Below are 17,842 nucleotides of genomic sequence, written 5' to 3'. Positions count from 1 at the left end.
ACTAAACTAGTTATTATCTAAAAGAAGCGCAACGATGGCTGCATTATTGTATTTCGAATTGGGCTGACAACTGGATAATTATATTATGACGCATAGCGAATACCGAGACGAATATTGCGGAGCCGTAACCGAAAGCTTAATTGAGCAAACCATTAGTGTCGTAGGCTGGGTGCATCGTCGTCGCGATCACGGTGGCGTGATTTTCTTAGACATGCGTGACCGCGCTGGTATCTTGCAGGTCGTTGTCGATCCTGATACCCCAGAAGCGTTCGCTATTGCTGATGCGGTACGTCCTGAATATGTAATAAAAATTACAGGTCGTGTCCGTCAACGCTACGCGGGCACTGAAAACGCAAATATGACCAGTGGTCATATCGAGCTATTGGCCAAAGAAATTGAAGTGCTGGCAAAATCTGAAACCCCGCCATTCCCATTGAATGATGAGAAAAGTACGGTATCAGAAGATCTACGTCTCAAATATCGCTATCTTGATATGCGCCGTCCACAAATGCAAGATCGTATGGTATTCCGTGCTAAAGCTACCTCAGCGATTCGTCGTTATTTAGATGACCATGGCTTTTTAGATGTAGAAACCCCTATCTTGACTCGTGCAACGCCAGAAGGTGCTCGTGATTATCTTGTGCCTTCACGTACGCGTCCGGGTAACTTCTTTGCCTTACCGCAGTCGCCACAGCTGTTTAAACAGTTATTGATGGTCGCAGGTTTTGACCGCTATTATCAAATCGCTAAGTGCTTCCGTGATGAAGATTTACGTGCTGATCGTCAGCCTGAATTTACCCAAGTCGATATTGAGACTTCTTTCTTAAATGAAGAAGAAATCATGAATATCAACGAAGGTCTGATTAAGCATGTCTTTAAGACGATGATGGACGTTGAATTTGAACAGTTCCCACGTATGACTTATGCTGAAGCCATGCGTGATTATGCCTCAGACAAGCCTGACTTGCGTATTCCGCTTAAATTGATTGACGTTGCAGACTTAATGAAAGACGTTGATTTTAAAGTGTTTGCCGGTCCTGCTAACGATCCTAAAGGTCGTGTTGCTGCCCTACGTATACCAGGCGGTGCTTCATTAAGCCGTAAGCAAATCGATGCGTATACCAAGTTCGTTGGTATCTATGGTGCACGTGGTTTGGCTTATATTAAAGTCAACGATGCCAGCAACATCAATAACGGTGTGGATAAAGAATCTGGTCTACAGTCTCCTATCATTAAGAATATGACTGATGATGTATTGGTAAGCCTCATTGAGCGTACTGGTGCAGAAAGCAATGATATTATCTTCTTTGGTGCGGATAAAGCCAGTGTAGTCAATGATGCCATCGGCGCCCTACGTCAAAAGATTGGTTTAGATTTAGAAATGACCACTTGTGAGTGGGCCCCACTTTGGGTAACTGACTTTCCGATGTTTGAAGAAACTGAAGATGGTCGCTGGACCTCAATGCATCATCCATTTACTAAGCCAAAAGGTTCGGTTGAAGAATTAAAAACCAATCCTGAATCTGCCCTTTCTATCGCTTATGATATGGTATTAAACGGTACTGAAGTGGGTGGTGGTAGTTTACGTATCAATACGCTTGAGATGCAAACAGCCGTATTTGAAGCATTGGGTATTGATGATCAGGAAGCAGAAGACAAATTTGGCTTCTTGCTTGACGCGTTAAAATTTGGCGCGCCGCCACATGGTGGCTTGGCATTTGGTTTGGATCGCTTAATCATGCTTATGGTAGGTGCAAGCTCTATCCGTGACGTGATTGCCTTCCCAAAAACCAAAACTGCTGAGTGTCCATTGACCCAAGCACCGGCTGAGGTAAATACCAAGCAGCTACGTGAGCTTGGTATTCGTGTCCGTGAAAAAGTACAAGCTGACACCAGTAAGTCTGCTGAATAAATAGTCTGATCATGCGAAGCTATTTTTTACAGTGCCTGTTATGTGATTCATCACTGTGTGAATGGTCATGAATCCGTATCATATTTTCAAAATCGTGCCACTGTCTGTCTTGCAGATGCTGGCACGTTTTGTTGCGTGGATAATCTTAAGGATGCCAAGCGCTAGTATCATGCGCACGGTTAAAATCAATATGGCACTGATTGCTCCTACGTTATCTCACCTGCAAAAACAAGCATTAACCAAAGAGATTATCTATCATCAATGTTTAACCAGCATTGAGTCAATCAAAAGCTGGGCGATGCCACCTGATTGGAGTATTGCTCAAATTCGTGACGTTCATAATAAAGACATTTTACTTGATGGACTTGCTAGTCCTAACGGCATGCTCGCGATCGTACCGCATTTGGGTACGTGGGAGATGATGAATGCTTGGCTCAATCAATTTGGCTCGCCAACCATCATGTATAAGCCCGTAAAAGGTGACATTACCAACAATTTTATATTTCAAGGTCGTGCCCGCCTCAATGCGACATTAGTACCGACGGATGGTAGCGGTGTAAAAGCAGTATTTAAAACACTCAAACAAGGTGGTTTTAGTATTGTCTTACCTGATCACGTTCCTGACCCATCAGGCGGTGTCATCGTGCCTTTTTTTGGCATTGAAACGTTAACCAGCACCCTCGCCTCCAAACTTGCTAGTAAAACCAAATGCGCACTGGTCGGATTGGCATGTATTCGCCGCGACGACGGGCATGGCTTTGATATTTATTGCTATAAACTCGATGACCCAGCCTTATATGATCGCAATACTGAAACGGCAGCTTATGCACTCAATCTAGCAATGCAACGTATGATTGAAGACAATTACAGTCATTATATGTGGGGTTATCGACGCTTTAAGCATATCCCTATGATAGACAACCCTTATAACACTGATGAAGCCAATTTAGCCGCATTTATTCGCGCACATCATCCTAGTGTAGATAATAAATAAAATCGATACAGTGAAATCCGTACGCTACTGATAGACTCTCAATTCTATTATTCTTTATCAATTTTTTAAAAGTTAGCCCCTTATTTATATAAATATGAGTGCACTATGGCAACTGACATGAATCAAAATTTCCCAACCAATCAAACGCCAACAGACAGTAAAAACTCTGATCAGCGTTATATCATTTGTATGAAATGGGGTGATAAATATGGTGCTGAATATGTTAACCGTCTTTATAACATGGTGCATCGTAACCTAACTTTAGATTTTCAGATGGTTTGCTTAACCGATGACAGTACTGGTATCGATCCTGCTGTTATCTGCCACCCTATCCCTGAGCTCAATCTACCTGCAGGACCTGAGCGTGGCTGGAAAAAGCTCACGACTTTTAAGCCCGAGCTTTACGATTTAAAAGGCGTTGCATTATTTTTAGATATCGATATCGTTATCGTTGATAATATCGACGGCTTTTTCACTTATGAAGCTGAGCATGAAGATAGTGTGGTTATCATTCGTGACTGGAAAAAACCGTGGCGGATGATTGGCAATAGCTCGGTATACCGCTTCAATATCGGTATGGATACTTATCCTGATTTGCTCGCAAATTTTGAACGTAATTTTGAAACTATTCGTACTCAAGTTCGTCATGAGCAAGCATATCTGTCCAATTATTTACGTGAGCATCATCATTTAGAGTACTGGGATAAAGACTGGTGTGTCAGTTTTAAGTATCAGTGTATTGCCCCTATTCCATTTAACTTGGTACGTGCGCCAATACTGCCTGAGGGCGCAAAAATTGTTATTTTCCATGGCGAGATTAATCCACCAGACGCGATAGCAGGGGGCGGCGGTAAATGGTATCGTCATGTGAAGCCGAGCCCTTGGCTCAAAGAATATTGGATATAATTTAATCATCAAACCAACATTACTTTAAAATATCTGGAGTTGAAATTGGGATTACCTCCTATGATTGAGTTTGAGGTTGGTAATCAGCCGTTCCCTATTTACGCATTTAACGCAAAAGAAAATCAACAAAACCTTGACCGACAAGCTGTCAATATCATTGCTTCAGGTCCCTCTATTGCTGAGGTAGATTTTATACCTTTACTAGATACAGCCACGATTTTTATTAATGGTAGTATTAGTCTCACCGCTCAGTATAGCTTTACCAAAGTCGTCGGTTATGTCATTAGTGATGCACGTTTTATCCTCCATCAGCCCGATATATTAAACAAATACTACACCGGTCAGCCCTTATATGCCACCTTGGCAGTATTAGAAGCATTGGTCAGTGCCCATCCTGAAATCATAAAAAAATATCATCATAAGATGCGTATTATCTATCTTGTTGACAGACCGTGGGGTGTTAAAGGAAATGATTCAGAATTTAGTCTTTTGCTGCTAGGTAAGGAGTTACGACACCAAGCGCTCAATAGGAAAACACCACTATCAGCATTTGCTAAGCATGCTAAATTTGTTATCGATAGCTATCATCAGCCATCACCTATCGGGTTGTCCTTAGACATCACTTACGGCTTTGTAGAAGCTGGAACAGTGGCTTATGTAGCAACGCAGCTGGCTTTCTCCTGCGGTACAAACGCACTGCATTTATATGGTGTTGATCTACTTAATAGTAACGAGCCGCGGTTTTATGAAGATAGAGAGCGTAGCGCGCCCACGACGCTAAATAATGTCATCAGCAATACTATTGTACCGTCATTTAATTTATTAGCCAAAACCTATCAACAATATGGCGTGCGCGTTACCAATCACTCTCCTATCTCTAAATCACTTTTCGACTTTAGTTAATATCATTTACTATTGATAGCGAAAAATCTAAATACTGCTGTGCAATGTGTTTTGGTAATAGCTGCTGATTTAACGGCGTTATAAATTGATTCGCATTATCTAATGCCTGACTTATTAGTGCTGCCAACCCTTCGATATCATCAATAGCAACTAGATTTTTCTGTGGTAACAGCTCTCTTGGACCAAAGGGGCAATCCGTACTGATAACAGGTATATTTAAGGCTTGCGCTTCGACGATAACATAACCAAAGCCCTCATACTTAGAGGTCATGACGAGCAGTGCGGCTCCCGCAATCAACGGATAAGGATTGGCATGAAAGCCTAAAAAATATACTTTATTCTCAATTTTTAACTCAATCGCTAATTGTTTTATTTCATCTTCAAGTCGACCTTTACCTACCAAAACCAATGGTAGTCTGCGCTCTGTTTTGGCATAGGCCTGCAGTAAATCACGATGACCTTTCATAGCGTCAAACGAAGCGACATGAATAATATAACCTTTATCAGTCAAGCCAAACTCTTCAATATGAAAATGTTCACTGGCCAATTGCTGAATTTGACTGACATCGCATGGGTTATAAATTGTTGTGGTTTTATTTAAGTTACCTATTAATGCCCATAAATCTTGGCATGCGCCTTCACTGACACAACTGCACGGATGAGCACCATAAACCACTTTTAAATGACTTATGGTTTGAGCAGGTATGATTGCTAGCTTCTTTTGAAACTGTTTGGACACTGCGGTGTGCAATACGTTCACTATATTTGGTAGCTTACTATATGCCATAATCCAATTAACCTTGTAAATATTGGCCAAGATTAATTTAGGTGTTCCGATATTTTTTAGCACATATTCATCAATGCGCGCTGCAACCTGTTTATAAGCGGTGGCTTGCTCAGTTTCTATATTAAGAAGCGGCTGATTATAAGGGACAATGTGGTAATGCACGCGAGAATCTAAGCACATATCTGTCGTATCTTCTAGGCAAAGCACATGGACATCATAATCCATATCTATATAGGCACGCGCCAATGTCGTGACCATACGTTCTGCACCGCGCCCTTCTAACGCTTTTAATATTAGTAAAATAGTTAATTTATTGCTAGTTATCATAGTAACCCGTCTCTCATACTTGTGATGCCTATCTTGGTATAATAAATAGCCGTAAAATAATTGTTTAATATTGCAGCGCTCTACCTTTGTATGCTAGTCTCCTCTATTTTTATATTATGAACAAGCATCTATTAAAACGTTTTTTTATTCATTCGCTAGTACATTTGTTATTGTCTAATTAAACTTTAGGCTACCATTTTTTAGGGTATTAGCCCTTATTTTGATGCAAATCTAAATCACTATCTACAGGAGCATATGGTGTGAATCATGTAAAAAATATTAGGTCATACCGCTTATCAGTAGTAATGATAGTTAAAAATGAAGCCAAAAACCTTGCTATTACCTTACCTTCTCTGCAAGGATTGGCTGATGAAATCATCGTATTAGACTCAGGCAGCACCGATAATAGCCGTCAGCTCGTAGAGCAATATGGCGGAACATGGTATGTGAATACAGATTGGCAAGGATTTGGCAAACAACGTCAATTGGCACAGTCATATGCGACCGGTGATTGGATTTTTGCATTAGATGCTGATGAAGAAGTTACTCCTCAGCTTAAAGAAAGTATACTAAAGATCATCACACAAAAACCTGATAATACAGTCTATGGTATTAAGCGTATTGATTGTATTTTTGGGCACGAAATTGACCCTAGCTATTGGGCAATAAAAGCACACTGGCGTTTATATCCCTGTCACTTTTATTATAATGAAAATCTTGTCCATGAATCTGTCGTCCTACATAATGCTATTACCAAGACATTAGATGGGTTTATGCGCCATCATACAGCCGAAACGCCACTATTTTGGCTACAAAAACGTTTAGATTATGCTAAGGCGTGGGCTGAGGATCGCCATAAAAAAGGTAGAAAAATTAGCTTTTATAAAGTTATTTTCAATCCAATTTGGGCATTTATTAAGCAGTACCTAATAGATGGACGCTTCTTAAAAGGCAAATACGGACTCATATATTCGCTGCTATTTATGCAGTATACCTTTAATAAATACGCTATTTTATATGACCTAACATACAATAAAACAGAGCAAGCATTTATAAAATCGTTGGAAATAGCTGAAAACTTACAGCCAGTAGACGTATCGAAAAAACAAAGCAGCTTATCTTTAGTAATGATTGTAAAAAATGAAAGCAAGCATTTAGAAGCATGTTTAAAAACGGTACAAGATATTGTAGATGAAATCATTATTTTGGATTCTGGTAGCACAGATGATACTAAAGCCATTGCCCTACAGTATGGTGCTAAATGGTACGTCAATGAGCAGTGGCAAGGCTTCGGAAGACAGCGACAGTTGGCACAATCTTATGCTACTTTTGATTATGTCTTAGTACTAGATGCAGACGAACGTCTAGAGAATAATTTAAGACACTCTATTGCTAGGTTGTTAAATGAGCCGCTACAGACTGATAGAGTATTTAGTGTGGCTCGAGTCAATCAGTTTTGCGGCGTCGAAGTACAGAAACGAATATGGTATACAGATAAACTGGCACGATTATATGCCAATAGCTTATTTAAATACTCTAATTTAGACGTTCATGAATCGTTAGATCAAAAAGGCGTTCCAAGTGAGGTATTGAAAGGTTATCTATTGCATATTACCAATGATAATTTACACCATTTTTTGATGAAAAATGTGCGCTACAGTCATGATTGGGCAAGAGAAAAACATCATAAAGGTAAAAAGGTAACGCTTTTAGGCATGGTATTACGTTCTTGGTTTTCTTTCTTTCGTGAATACATCATGCGTGCTGACATATTAGGCGGGGCTTATGGCTATATTTTGGCTTTCGCCTCATTAGGCTACACAATGGATAAATATATAATGCTTTGGCAGCTTAACCAAGGAAAAGATTGAATGCAGAACCATGTCATCAGCTTAACAACCGCGACTGATCGTCGTCAGCACATCATTCAAGAATTTACAAAGCAAAACATCCCTTTTAAATTCTATGATGCGATAACAGTCTCTCAATTGACGGAAGTGTCTAAAGCATTAGGTTTACGCTTGGCAGAAAGTGAGCGTTTATCACCTATAGAAAAAGCTTGTTTTTTGAGCCATGTTTGCTTATGGCAAAAAATAATAGACGACAATCTCGAATATATGTCAATATTTGAGGACGATATATACTTAGGAGAAAATGCTAATAATTTTCTCACTGATAATCAATGGATATTAGATAACTTAATTGACATGGATATTATCAAATTAGAAACAGCATTTGAAAAAATTCATCTTGATAAAGCATCGATTAGCTATAAGGATCGGTGTGTCTCTCGCTTAAGAAGCTCTCATACTGGAACAGCTGCTTATATAATCTCAAAAAAAGCAGCTATTACCCTGCTTCAGCATGTTAGATCATTAAGTGCAAACGACTACATAGCAATAGATCACCTGATATTTGGTAAATTATTAAACATTACATGTGTTTATCAATTATCCCCTGCCTTAAGCATACAATCGACTATTTTAGAGCCAGAGAACCCCACTTTGGAAAGTGATATAAGCAAAGCTCGTTCAGCACATAATAGCAATATGCTTAAAAACCCAAGGGACTTAAATCATTTTTTCAAAAAGATAAAACGTAGTATCGGCAAACGTATTTTTTACACTACCGTACCTTTTGAATAATAAAAAATTAGTCTTTCATTTTTAATCTTTCTTTAATATTTGCTTTGGCTCTTGGTTTAGTTGCATTAAGTACTTCGCCTGCAAGCACTTTTTCATAGCATTCCATATAGCCTTTTGCCATGGCAACATGACTAAAATACGTCTGCGCATGATGATGACAAGCACGTCTATCAAATCTATCAATATTTTTAGTCGCCTCAACAAGCTCGGCATAACTGTCAGATAAAACGCCAATATCCTCTTGCGAGATGATATCTGGTAGAGACCCAAAAGGTGTTGCCAGTACAGGACAACCCAGATATAGGCTTTCAATGACTGCCAATCCAAAAGGCTCATGCCATAACACGGGAAAGAGCAATCCTTTGGAGTGACGGAGTAACTGATTTTTTTGCTCACCACCGACCATTCCATGGAAGGTCAGTTTTGAGGACGTATAAAAATAAGGGTTCCGACGGATGTTAAAACGATCGCCGCCTAATACATGTAGCGGAATATCCGCTTGCTGCGCTATTTTCACAGTTCCTTGCAGGTTCTTAATTCGCCAAGAAGCTTTTGCTAAAAAATGGACATAGTTTTTAGGATTAAAGTCTGGCTCGCCATAATCATTCCAATACAAACCATTATGCACATAGCAATTGGCATTATAGTTTTCCGCATGCTTCTTTGATAAATAGATCGTATTGACAGGGTATTCTTTTTCAATCTCGCTGTTACTGTGTTCAGTACACACAAATGGAGTATCGATATCATTATCATAGCGAAAATGAAAGTGAATGATATCTGCCCACCCTTCTATTTGCTTTTCTAAAGGCAGTTGCTCATCAAAATAGACCGCATCTTTATGTGAGCTTTTGTGCTTGGTTAAAAACCTGACTTCATGCCCTAGTGATTTTTGTCCTTGATACAATCCCCATAACACTCGTTCAGTACCACCATAATCTTTGGGTGGAATACTTAACTGAGTCAAAAGTACATGTAATATTTTCATCATTTAACCTTTTAATCTTTTAAGACAAAATCATATGGGAGATTTTGAGTCACCTCAGGTGCTGTCTCATGTAAAGCATGACCATTTAAGACTTTTTCATAAAAACATAAGTAGTTCTTACTCATCACAAGGTGATTGAATGTGTCTCGTGCATAATCATGACAGCGCTGACGACTAAATTGTCCAATATTTCTTAGAGTATCTATCATCACACTTTTACTATCGGTACTAACACCGACATCTTGATTGATGAGCTCTGGTAGAGAACCACATCGACTACCAATAACAGGGCAGCCTAAATATAGGCTTTCAATCATAGCTAAGCCAAAAGCTTCATTTGTTAGTACAGGAAAAATCAACGCTTGCGAGTTGCGAATAACCTGATTCTTCTTGTCACCGCCAATCATGCCATAAAACTTAAGATCATTACCCGGATAAATATAAGGTTGATATTTTCCGTCTTTACGCCATTTTAAGCAGTAACGTTTACTACCAATAACATGCAATTTTTTATTTGCTTGTCTTGCAATATCCACACTGTCTTTTAAATTTTTGTCTTTATATTTTGCATTCGCTAAAAAATGTACATAGTTTTCTGGCTGCTTTATATTAGGTTGCTCATAATCCTCCCAGTATAAGCCATTATAAACATACGCTTCTCCCCCACTACGTTCGGCATGTAATTTCCCCAGAAATATAGTATTTTTAGGAAATATAGCAGGGGTAATCTGTTGGTTATGCGTTGTACAAACAAAAGGGGTTTTTAATGTCCCTTGAAATAAGAAATGGAAATGAATAACATCGGCCCAGCCTTCTACTTGATCTTCAATTCCCTGAGCAGGATTGTATAAAATTGAATCAGGATGTTGGTTCTGATGCTTGGTCATAAACTTAACGTCATGCCCCAACTCTTTTTGCCCTTTATATAATGCCCAAACAACACGTTCAGTGCCTCCATATTTTAAAGGCGGTATAGGCATCCTAGTAAGCAGAACATGAAGGATTTTCACAGCTACCTCGATATAATGTGCGTTCAAACCAGATTAGTAAAATACTTTAAAAAGCAGTTATTGTAGACTATTTATGAATATAGTTATTTAATACCTCTACTTAAAAAGAATCATTTAATCATAAAAAAGCTGGACAGTGACGTCCAGCTTTTTTAAAAAACAAAGTAACACAATCAGTCAATAAAGCTTAACCAATCCATATACTGCTCATTACGACCATGAACCACATCAAAGTACAAGGTTTGCAGCTTTTCAGTCAAGGGTCCGCGACCACCATTACCGATAGTACGATCATCGTATTCACGAATAGGCGTGACTTCAGCAGCGGTACCTGTCATAAATATTTCATCCGCTAAGTAAAACTCATCACGAGTGATACGGCGCTCAACAACTTTAATGCCCAAATCTTCAGCGAATTGGACAATAGTTCGACGCGTGATACCGTCAAGTGCCCCGCCTGCTAAATCAGGGGTATGTAGCACACCATCTTTAACTAAAAATAAGTTCTCGCCAGCGCCTTGGCAAACATAGCCTTGTGGATCCATCAAGATGGCTTCGTCATAGCCGTTACGGGTCACTTCTTGGTTTGCCATGATAGATACTGGGTAGTTGCTTGAGGCTTTTGCTTTACACATAGTCACGTTTGGCAAATGATGGGTATATGATGACGTTTTTACACGAATACCGTTTTTGATACCTTCTTCACCAAGGTACGCGCCCCAATGCCAAGCGGCTACCATGGCATTGACGCTATTATCACGTGATGATAGACCCAGTTTTTCGGCACCGAACCAAATCAGCGGGCGAATATAAGCTTCTGCTAGATTGTTCTGCTTGACCACATCTTTGTGTGCTTGCTCAAGTGTTGCTGCATCAAAAGGCACGTCCATTTGGAAAATCTTTGCCGAACCTAGCAGACGCTCAGTATGTTCTTTTAAGCGGAAAATCGCGGTACGGTTATCAGCGGTTTGATAGGCACGGACGCCTTCAAAGACTGCGATACCATAATGCATGCTGTGCGTAAGCACATGAACCTTGGCATCGGGTTGCTCAATCATCGTGCCATTCATCCAAAGCTTGCCTTCCTTTGTTGCCATATTCATCTAATAATCCTTATGCTAGCGCTAACGTCTAACTTTTTTGTTGAGTGTTAAGTAAATGTTTTAATTAAAATTTTATAATGACACTGAGTGTCTGTTTTAATGCACGAATATCATGTGCAAATTTAATGCGCAAATGATTATATCACCAGCACGCCAAGCAAATGAAATATTTTAGTTCATTACTGCAGTGCCCTTATTTATATGGCGTTAAATATCAGTACCAAGACTGTCTTAACACTGTCCTTTCATTCAGCACAGCCTTTTTAATACCGCTATTCTGTCGATTCCACACCCATCAAATGCTGCCACTGCGCCTGTACGAGTGCACGTGTTTCAGTCCAAAGCGACTCATCGACCAGTAATGACTGCTCGGATAGTGCCAATTGATGCGTTGCAGCCCTTATGCGCAAATAAGCATCCGTCAAATCTTGACAGATCTCACGCTCCCAAATACCTAGTGTCGCCATCTCCTCAAAGATACGGACGTTATCGCTCCATTTGGTCAAGGTTGGATGCTCATGCGAATAGGCCAGTACGGCAAATTGTGCCAAAAACTCGATATCAATGACACCGCCTGCATCTTGTTTAAGATGAAACTTACCCGCTTGCTGTTGCCATTGGCTCGTACCCAGATGCTTTTGCATTTTGATACGCATACTTGTCACTTCGATACGTACTTCCTCAATTGTGCGCGGTAATGCTAAGACCGTACGGCGAATATCACAAAAACGGGCTGTGACGCGTTTATCACCGCAGATTGCACGCGCCCGTACCAGCGCTTGATGCTCCCATGACCAAGCTTTCTCAAGCTGATAGGTTTCAAACGCATGACAAGACACCACCATCATGCCAGCATTGCCGGAGGGACGCAGGCGCATATCTACCTCATAAGCACGGCCATCACGGGTTTGGGTATTAAGATAGGTCATGAGCTTTTGCGCCAAGCGTGCCGCAAACTTCATGCCACTGACCGAATTTTCACCCGTGGTCATACCCTGCTCTTTTATTTTATGCAAAAACACCAAATCTAAATCTGATGAATAAGACAACTCAAGACCGCCAAGCTTACCGTATCCGATAATAGCAAAGCCGCAATCCGCTTCGGTGACCGGATCGCCATCTTGGCCAATAGGATAACCATAACGTTTCACAATTTCAGCGAAAGCACGCTCAAGCGCCGCTTCTAATACCACCTCGGCAATGTATGTTAAAGAATCCGACACCTTCATGATTGGACGTTCAGCCAACACATCACTGGCGGCAACCGCTAATACTTGATTCTTTTTAAACAATCGTAATACGCTAAGCAGCTTTTCTTCGTCATTAGGCTCTACTCTCAATAACTGCTGACGCAAGATATCACGCAGCTCAAGCTTGTCTGGTAAATGCCGATAGCGTTGCTGTAAAAATGTATCTAATAACACTGGATACTGTGCCAGCTCTTTGGCAATCCAAGGGCTAGCAGACAGCATCGGAATCAACTCAACCGTGGCGTTTGGGTTCTCTGCAATCATAACCAAGTAGATAGAACGACGGCAAATCGCTTCCAGCAAGGCAATCAAGCGCGGCAATGCAGTATTCGCCAATTGCTGCTGATCTTGATGAGCAAGTAGCGCATGCACAATGACTGGATACGCTCCGTCCAAGCGTTCACGAGCCTCATCGCTTAAATTGGCAACCATTTTTGACTGCCAAAAATTTTGCAATTGGCTATGATTCTCTTCCGTCAACACGTCATTTAAACGAGCCACTTGCTCATCCAAGTTAGCAGGTTCTAGCTCATCATTGTGATCCGGTACTTGTCTTTCAGTAACCATACGCTCAAACGGCACATTGACATGATATCGATGATAATTAAGCGTATTTAATAATGCAGCCCAGTCTTCAAACCCAAGTGTGAGCGCAAGATTGTGCTGCCAATGGGCATCATGAGGAAGACGCTGGGTTTGCTGGTCATTGATCGCTTGAATACCGTGCTCAAGCCGGCGTAAAAACCGATAAGCACTCTGCAGTTCTTGATAAGTGGTTTCTTCTAAATACTTAAGCTCATACAGCGCCTGCATTGCCTTTAAACAAGATTTGACCTGTAGCTGCGGATGCCGTCCGCCATAAATCAACTGGAAAGCTTGAACGATAAACTCGATATCTCGAATACCACCAGCACCGAGTTTGATATTATCCAAATCTTCACGCTGGGCGACTTGATTTTGGATCAGAGACTTCATCTCTCGTAATGCCGAAAAAGCACTATAATCGACGTAATATCGAAAGACAAACGGTTTAATAAGTGCTTGAATGTCATCATAGAACGGTCGCTCTATATGTCCAACCACGCGGGCTTTTAACCAAGCAAATCGTTCCCATGCCCGCCCATGCTGAGAAAAGTACTTCTGTAACGCCGATAGATGAATCGCTAAATCACTACCATCGCCCCATGGGCGCAGGCGCATATCTACCCGAAACACAAAACCATCTGCTGTATTGTTATCGAGCAGCTTAATAATACCTTGACCAAGGCGCGTCATAAAGCGCTTGTTATCGATACTGCGTGTGCCTTTGGCTTTATCCCCATCAGTTTCACCGCGCGCTTGATGGATAAAAATCAGGTCAATGTCACTTGATAAGTTCAGCTCATGAGCGCCAAGCTTGCCCATTGCCATAATCGCCATATCATCAACTTGCGCATTGCCTTTCTCATTAATAAAGGTAGGCTGACCATATTGAGTCACCAACTGCTGATAGGTATAGTTTTTCGCAAATAAAATACAACCATCAGCGAATTCGGACAACTCGTCGGTCAATTGCTCAAGCTCAATCACTGCCAACGCGTCTTGCCATACCCAACGCATCATCAGTAGCATACGCAAATTGCGTAAACCACTCATCACTTTGGTTTCATGACCAAGCTGATAATTTTCGTCCAATGTATAATCTTGTATCAGGTCATCAATCTGTTGGCGCGTTAAGGTCGTGTCTAAAGGATAACTGCGTAAAAACGTCTGGCAGGCGCCCGTGCGACTTTGCCAAATTTGATAAGCAAACTCACTGGCAGTTTGCAATACTTGTAGCTGTTCTGATGTGGGCTGATAGCCGTTACCATTTGGAGTGGTAGATAGCATAATGATGTTACCTCATTGCAGCATAGAGCCATAAGCCTACGTGAACTGGGCGAATAAGTTTATTGTTTTTTCTTACGGAACGGTCACAACTGCTATGGATCAGTGAAACACCATGCTTTTATAGTAACATAAATAAAGTAATGCGCTGCCAAGAGCAAGCATATAGCGAATTCAGTATTAAAGCGCTACAGTAGGACTGGGATGAATTTTACGCAGCCTCTGTCGGCGTAGGCACAGCACGCCAGAAAAATTTATACCAGTACTACGTTGGAACATAACGTATCTGTTTTATTTAGAATTGACTATACTTGCAAAAAATGAAAAAGCGCTGAATGATGATACAATATACAGCCATACAAGGTCTCAGTTCTTTTTCAATACTCATTTATTCAATGCTTATTAATACTATGTGATACCGCCATTATGACACTCTCAACACCTCTACTTTTAATTACCGCTGACCCAAGCCATCCACTTGCCTATCTGGCATTACGCTATGCGCGCGCTTATCTACAAGGCGCTTCTACAGATAATAAAGAAGGTAACAGCACCAATCATGAAAACTCTGTATTAAACATCTTTTTTTATGCAGATGCAGCACATACTGCCAATCGTTTAAGGTGGCAGTCAGCTGATCAATCAAATATTACCCAAGAGTGGCAGGCACTGGCAGCACAGTATAATCTTGTGCTGCCAGTATGCGTCAGTACGGCACTCAGTCGCGGTATTAGTGATACGGACAACAGCAGCCGTCATCAGTTAGAGACAGAAAATCTAGCGACAGGTTTTAAGCTAGTAGGTCTGAGTGAGCTTGCTATGATGATGCAAGGCGACTGTCGCTTACTACAATTCTAATAAAAATGATGGAAATAAAAATTCAGTTTGATACTAATAGATAGCGACAAACAAGATTAGGAATACCTCATGAAATTACTCATTCGGCTGCATACGCCCACTGAAATGGCAAGCTATGAAGGCTGTGCGCTGGCTTTGACTTTGGCAACCTTTGGGCACGAAGTGCAGCTGTATTTGGATGCGCCCGTCTTTGGATTTTTAATGCAGCCAAACTCACGCTTGCAAGGTATGATTCAAGCGCTTGAGCTTTATGACATGCCGCCAGCGTGGCTACCTGAAGATGTTTTTAGTGGCTGGATAGCTGGCATGCTACCGACGGACTTGGCAACGCAGTTAGTCTTGATTCCAGAAGAAGTAAATTTACAAATATTTGAGCAAATTCTCACTTTTTAATCTTAAAGCTATAAATAGCAAAGCTGATATAAAATTTTATTGTTTCAAACCTATAGCAAGCAATCGGACACGAGTATGGCAACTTTATATCAATTACATAGCAGTATGGATACGCTCAGACGCACTACGGAACAAATGGCGTTGTCATGGCAGGCGGACGATAGCATCCTTTTATTGGGTACGACCGTCGCGTATATAGATTGGTTCAATGCGTATTTGGGCGATATCGAGAATATGGAAATAGAAACCATTGCTGGTATTTACGCGCTTGCCGACGATGTGGCACAGTTGCATGAAAACACCGCAGCGAAGCTTAATCTAGCGGCAAAGCTCACTGGTATTTTAAGCGATGCCGAATGGGTAGCGATGACCCAAGACAGCCGCTTTGATAAAGTAGTGACGATTGCCTTATGAGTATGTCTACTAACTCGTCTACATCCTCTCTGAGCTCAATCGATTTAGCATTAGACGATGTGGCATTAGACCAAGATGGGCATTTATGTGACCACACTATCTGGACGCCCGTTATTGCACAGCAGCTAGCTAATACCTTGGATGTCGTCTTAGATACTGAGCGCTTGGCAGTGTTACAGCAAGTACGAGCTTTTTTTGTAAAATTCAATCACGCACCTGCTACGCGCCCGTTGATTAAATGGCTACAGCAAACCTTGCCTGATAATGACATCAGTAATCAAAAGCTGCAGCAGCTATTCAATACTGGTTTGGTCGCCCGCCATGTCAATCGCCTTGCTGGGCTGCCCAAACCCCCTAATTGCTTATAAATGCCCATAAAAAAGGCAGATAAATCATTTTCTTTATCTGCCTTTTTTAATTTTAATAATAAAAATTACTCTTTAGGGTCGTAGACGGTGAGTGTCTCATAGCCGATACTACGACCTTCATCACCGCCAAATCCTTGTTGTCGCCATACCTCATATAAACATATTGCCACGCTGTTCGACAGATTCAAACTGCGTGAATCTGCTAGCATCGGCAATCGTAGCCAGTTATCAGCGCCAATATCTTCACGTATATCATCTGCCAGTCCCGCTGTTTCTGAGCCAAAAACCATGGCCACATTATTTCCATAAAACTCACTGCCCGATTCTGCAGTCTCTTGTCCACCAAAATCATAATCATAAAAAGGCTTACTTAACTTGGTAGTCAACGCCGTAATGGTATGACAGTCAGCATCTTGCAGTGCTTGCTTTGCCATTGACCAATTGTCGTGCACTTGCAGATGGGCATACTCATGATAATCCAATCCTGCACGGCGCAATTTTTTATCATCCAGCTCAAACCCTAATGGTTTGACTAAATGCAGCTGCGCCCCACTATTGGCACACAGACGAATGATATTGCCCGTATTACTGGGCATTTTTGGCGCTACCAGCACGATATGAATGGTCATACTCTCTCCGTCATTAGCATTAGGGTTGTTTTTCTGACTTATATGGCAAAGGTAATTAAAAGTTACAGTTTACTGCCAATAATTACATTTTGATACTGGGCACGTATTTTAACTTTGATTATGATGGCTGTAACGGACAAAGGGATAATATAAAAACATTGTCATCGTCTGTTATCATCTTGCAGTGCAACTTAGGATCAACATCAGGTTTCACTGTTACTACACTACTTATCTGTATCTGTCTTTTTTGAGGAATATACCATGAAAAAATTAGTTATCGCATCTTTGGCTGCTATGTTTGTATTAACTGGTTGTAACACTTTTAAAGGTCTAGGCCAAGACGTATCAAGCGCTGGTAGTGCTGTAAGCGGTACTGCACAAGAAGTACAAAACAAAATCTAAGCTTTAAATATTTAGGTTGTTTAAAGGGCTTATCATCTATGTGATAAGCCCTTTTTTATGAAGCTTAAGTTCTGAACCCTTAACGAG

17 protein-coding genes are annotated in these 17,842 nt (G+C 40.9%); 11 read left to right on the top strand and 6 right to left on the bottom strand.

The window, feature by feature from the left end; all coding sequences use genetic code 11:
- Nucleotides 1–85 precede the first annotated feature (85 nt).
- From aspS to JMX75_RS05635, 4 genes are all read left to right on the top strand, one after another.
- Nucleotides 86–1,912, top strand: a complete 1,827-nt coding sequence (gene aspS, locus JMX75_RS05650; RefSeq protein WP_133104246.1) for an aspartate--tRNA ligase — start codon at nucleotides 86–88, stop codon at nucleotides 1,910–1,912.
- A gap of 67 nt (nucleotides 1,913–1,979) precedes the next feature.
- A complete protein-coding gene (locus JMX75_RS05645) occupies nucleotides 1,980–2,906 on the top strand; it encodes a lysophospholipid acyltransferase family protein (protein ID WP_201531400.1) in 927 nt (308 codons plus the stop codon).
- Between the two features lie 105 nt (nucleotides 2,907–3,011).
- A complete protein-coding gene (locus JMX75_RS05640) occupies nucleotides 3,012–3,812 on the top strand; it encodes a glycosyltransferase (RefSeq protein WP_201531398.1) in 801 nt (266 codons plus the stop codon).
- A 60-nt stretch (nucleotides 3,813–3,872) separates the two neighbouring features.
- Entirely contained in the window at nucleotides 3,873–4,715 is an 843-nt protein-coding gene (locus JMX75_RS05635) for a hypothetical protein (RefSeq protein WP_201531396.1), read from the top strand.
- Here JMX75_RS05635 and JMX75_RS05630 read toward each other — a convergent pair.
- The gene (locus tag JMX75_RS05630; protein ID WP_201531394.1) at nucleotides 4,708–5,829 is read right to left on the bottom strand and encodes a glycosyltransferase; all 1,122 of its coding nucleotides are present in this window, start codon (nucleotides 5,827–5,829) and stop codon (nucleotides 4,708–4,710) included. The two genes, JMX75_RS05635 and JMX75_RS05630, sit on opposite strands and share 8 nt — an antisense overlap.
- A 305-nt stretch (nucleotides 5,830–6,134) precedes the next feature.
- Between JMX75_RS05630 and JMX75_RS05625 the strand changes: the two genes are divergently transcribed.
- Both JMX75_RS05625 and JMX75_RS05620 read left to right on the top strand, forming a co-directional pair.
- Nucleotides 6,135–7,700, top strand: a complete 1,566-nt coding sequence (locus JMX75_RS05625) for a glycosyltransferase family 2 protein (RefSeq protein WP_201531393.1) — start codon at nucleotides 6,135–6,137, stop codon at nucleotides 7,698–7,700.
- Entirely contained in the window at nucleotides 7,701–8,474 is a 774-nt protein-coding gene (locus JMX75_RS05620) for a glycosyltransferase family 25 protein (RefSeq protein WP_181210566.1), read from the top strand.
- Between the two features lie 7 nt (nucleotides 8,475–8,481).
- On the opposite strand, the gene JMX75_RS05615 is transcribed toward JMX75_RS05620, so the two are convergent.
- The 4 genes from JMX75_RS05615 to glnE all read right to left on the bottom strand — a co-directional run bounded on the left by JMX75_RS05615 (nucleotide 8,482) and on the right by glnE (nucleotide 14,694).
- A complete protein-coding gene (locus tag JMX75_RS05615) occupies nucleotides 8,482–9,462 on the bottom strand; it encodes a glycosyltransferase family 4 protein (RefSeq protein ID WP_181210565.1) in 981 nt (326 codons plus the stop codon).
- 11 nt (nucleotides 9,463–9,473) lie between these two features.
- Complete coding sequence (locus JMX75_RS05610) at nucleotides 9,474–10,472, bottom strand: glycosyltransferase family 4 protein (protein WP_181210564.1); 999 nt, start codon at nucleotides 10,470–10,472, stop codon at nucleotides 9,474–9,476.
- Nucleotides 10,473–10,645: 173 nt separating this feature from the next.
- Nucleotides 10,646–11,575 carry a branched-chain amino acid transaminase gene (locus JMX75_RS05605; RefSeq protein WP_201531392.1) on the bottom strand — a complete coding sequence of 310 codons (930 nt, stop codon included), beginning with the start codon at nucleotides 11,573–11,575 and terminating at the stop codon, nucleotides 10,646–10,648.
- A gap of 272 nt (nucleotides 11,576–11,847) precedes the next feature.
- A complete protein-coding gene (gene glnE, locus JMX75_RS05600; protein ID WP_201531391.1) occupies nucleotides 11,848–14,694 on the bottom strand; it encodes a bifunctional [glutamate--ammonia ligase]-adenylyl-L-tyrosine phosphorylase/[glutamate--ammonia-ligase] adenylyltransferase in 2,847 nt (948 codons plus the stop codon).
- A gap of 423 nt (nucleotides 14,695–15,117) precedes the next feature.
- Between glnE and tusD the strand changes: the two genes are divergently transcribed.
- The 4 genes from tusD to JMX75_RS05580 all read left to right on the top strand — a co-directional run bounded on the left by tusD (nucleotide 15,118) and on the right by JMX75_RS05580 (nucleotide 16,724).
- Nucleotides 15,118–15,549: a sulfurtransferase complex subunit TusD gene (gene tusD / locus JMX75_RS05595; protein ID WP_181210562.1), complete on the top strand. Its 432-nt coding sequence runs from the start codon at nucleotides 15,118–15,120 to the stop codon at nucleotides 15,547–15,549.
- 69 nt (nucleotides 15,550–15,618) lie between these two features.
- Nucleotides 15,619–15,942: a hypothetical protein gene (locus JMX75_RS05590; RefSeq protein WP_181210561.1), complete on the top strand. Its 324-nt coding sequence runs from the start codon at nucleotides 15,619–15,621 to the stop codon at nucleotides 15,940–15,942.
- A 75-nt stretch (nucleotides 15,943–16,017) separates the two neighbouring features.
- On the top strand, nucleotides 16,018–16,356 hold the full coding sequence (locus JMX75_RS05585) for a hypothetical protein (protein WP_133104237.1): 339 nt from the start codon (nucleotides 16,018–16,020) through the stop codon (nucleotides 16,354–16,356).
- Between the two features lie 2 nt (nucleotides 16,357–16,358).
- Complete coding sequence (locus JMX75_RS05580) at nucleotides 16,359–16,724, top strand: TusE/DsrC/DsvC family sulfur relay protein (protein ID WP_409033825.1); 366 nt, start codon at nucleotides 16,359–16,361, stop codon at nucleotides 16,722–16,724.
- Between the two features lie 65 nt (nucleotides 16,725–16,789).
- Here the strand turns inward: JMX75_RS05580 and JMX75_RS05575 are convergent, their stop codons facing one another.
- Entirely contained in the window at nucleotides 16,790–17,353 is a 564-nt protein-coding gene (locus tag JMX75_RS05575; RefSeq protein WP_181210559.1) for a tRNA (cytidine(34)-2'-O)-methyltransferase, read from the bottom strand.
- A 261-nt stretch (nucleotides 17,354–17,614) separates the two neighbouring features.
- Here JMX75_RS05575 and JMX75_RS05570 point away from each other — a divergent pair, with 261 nt between their 5' ends.
- Nucleotides 17,615–17,755, top strand: coding sequence for an entericidin A/B family lipoprotein (locus JMX75_RS05570; protein WP_011280495.1), 141 nt, complete (start codon nucleotides 17,615–17,617; stop codon nucleotides 17,753–17,755).
- Nucleotides 17,756–17,842 lie beyond the last annotated feature (87 nt).

It is taken from the genome of Psychrobacter sp. LFX-11D, assembly GCF_904846475.1.
In the GTDB taxonomy this organism is placed as follows: Bacteria; Pseudomonadota; Gammaproteobacteria; order Pseudomonadales; family Moraxellaceae; genus Psychrobacter; species Psychrobacter cryohalolentis.
Note: the sequence above shows the minus strand (reverse complement) of the source record. Positions and strands in the feature narration are given on the sequence as shown.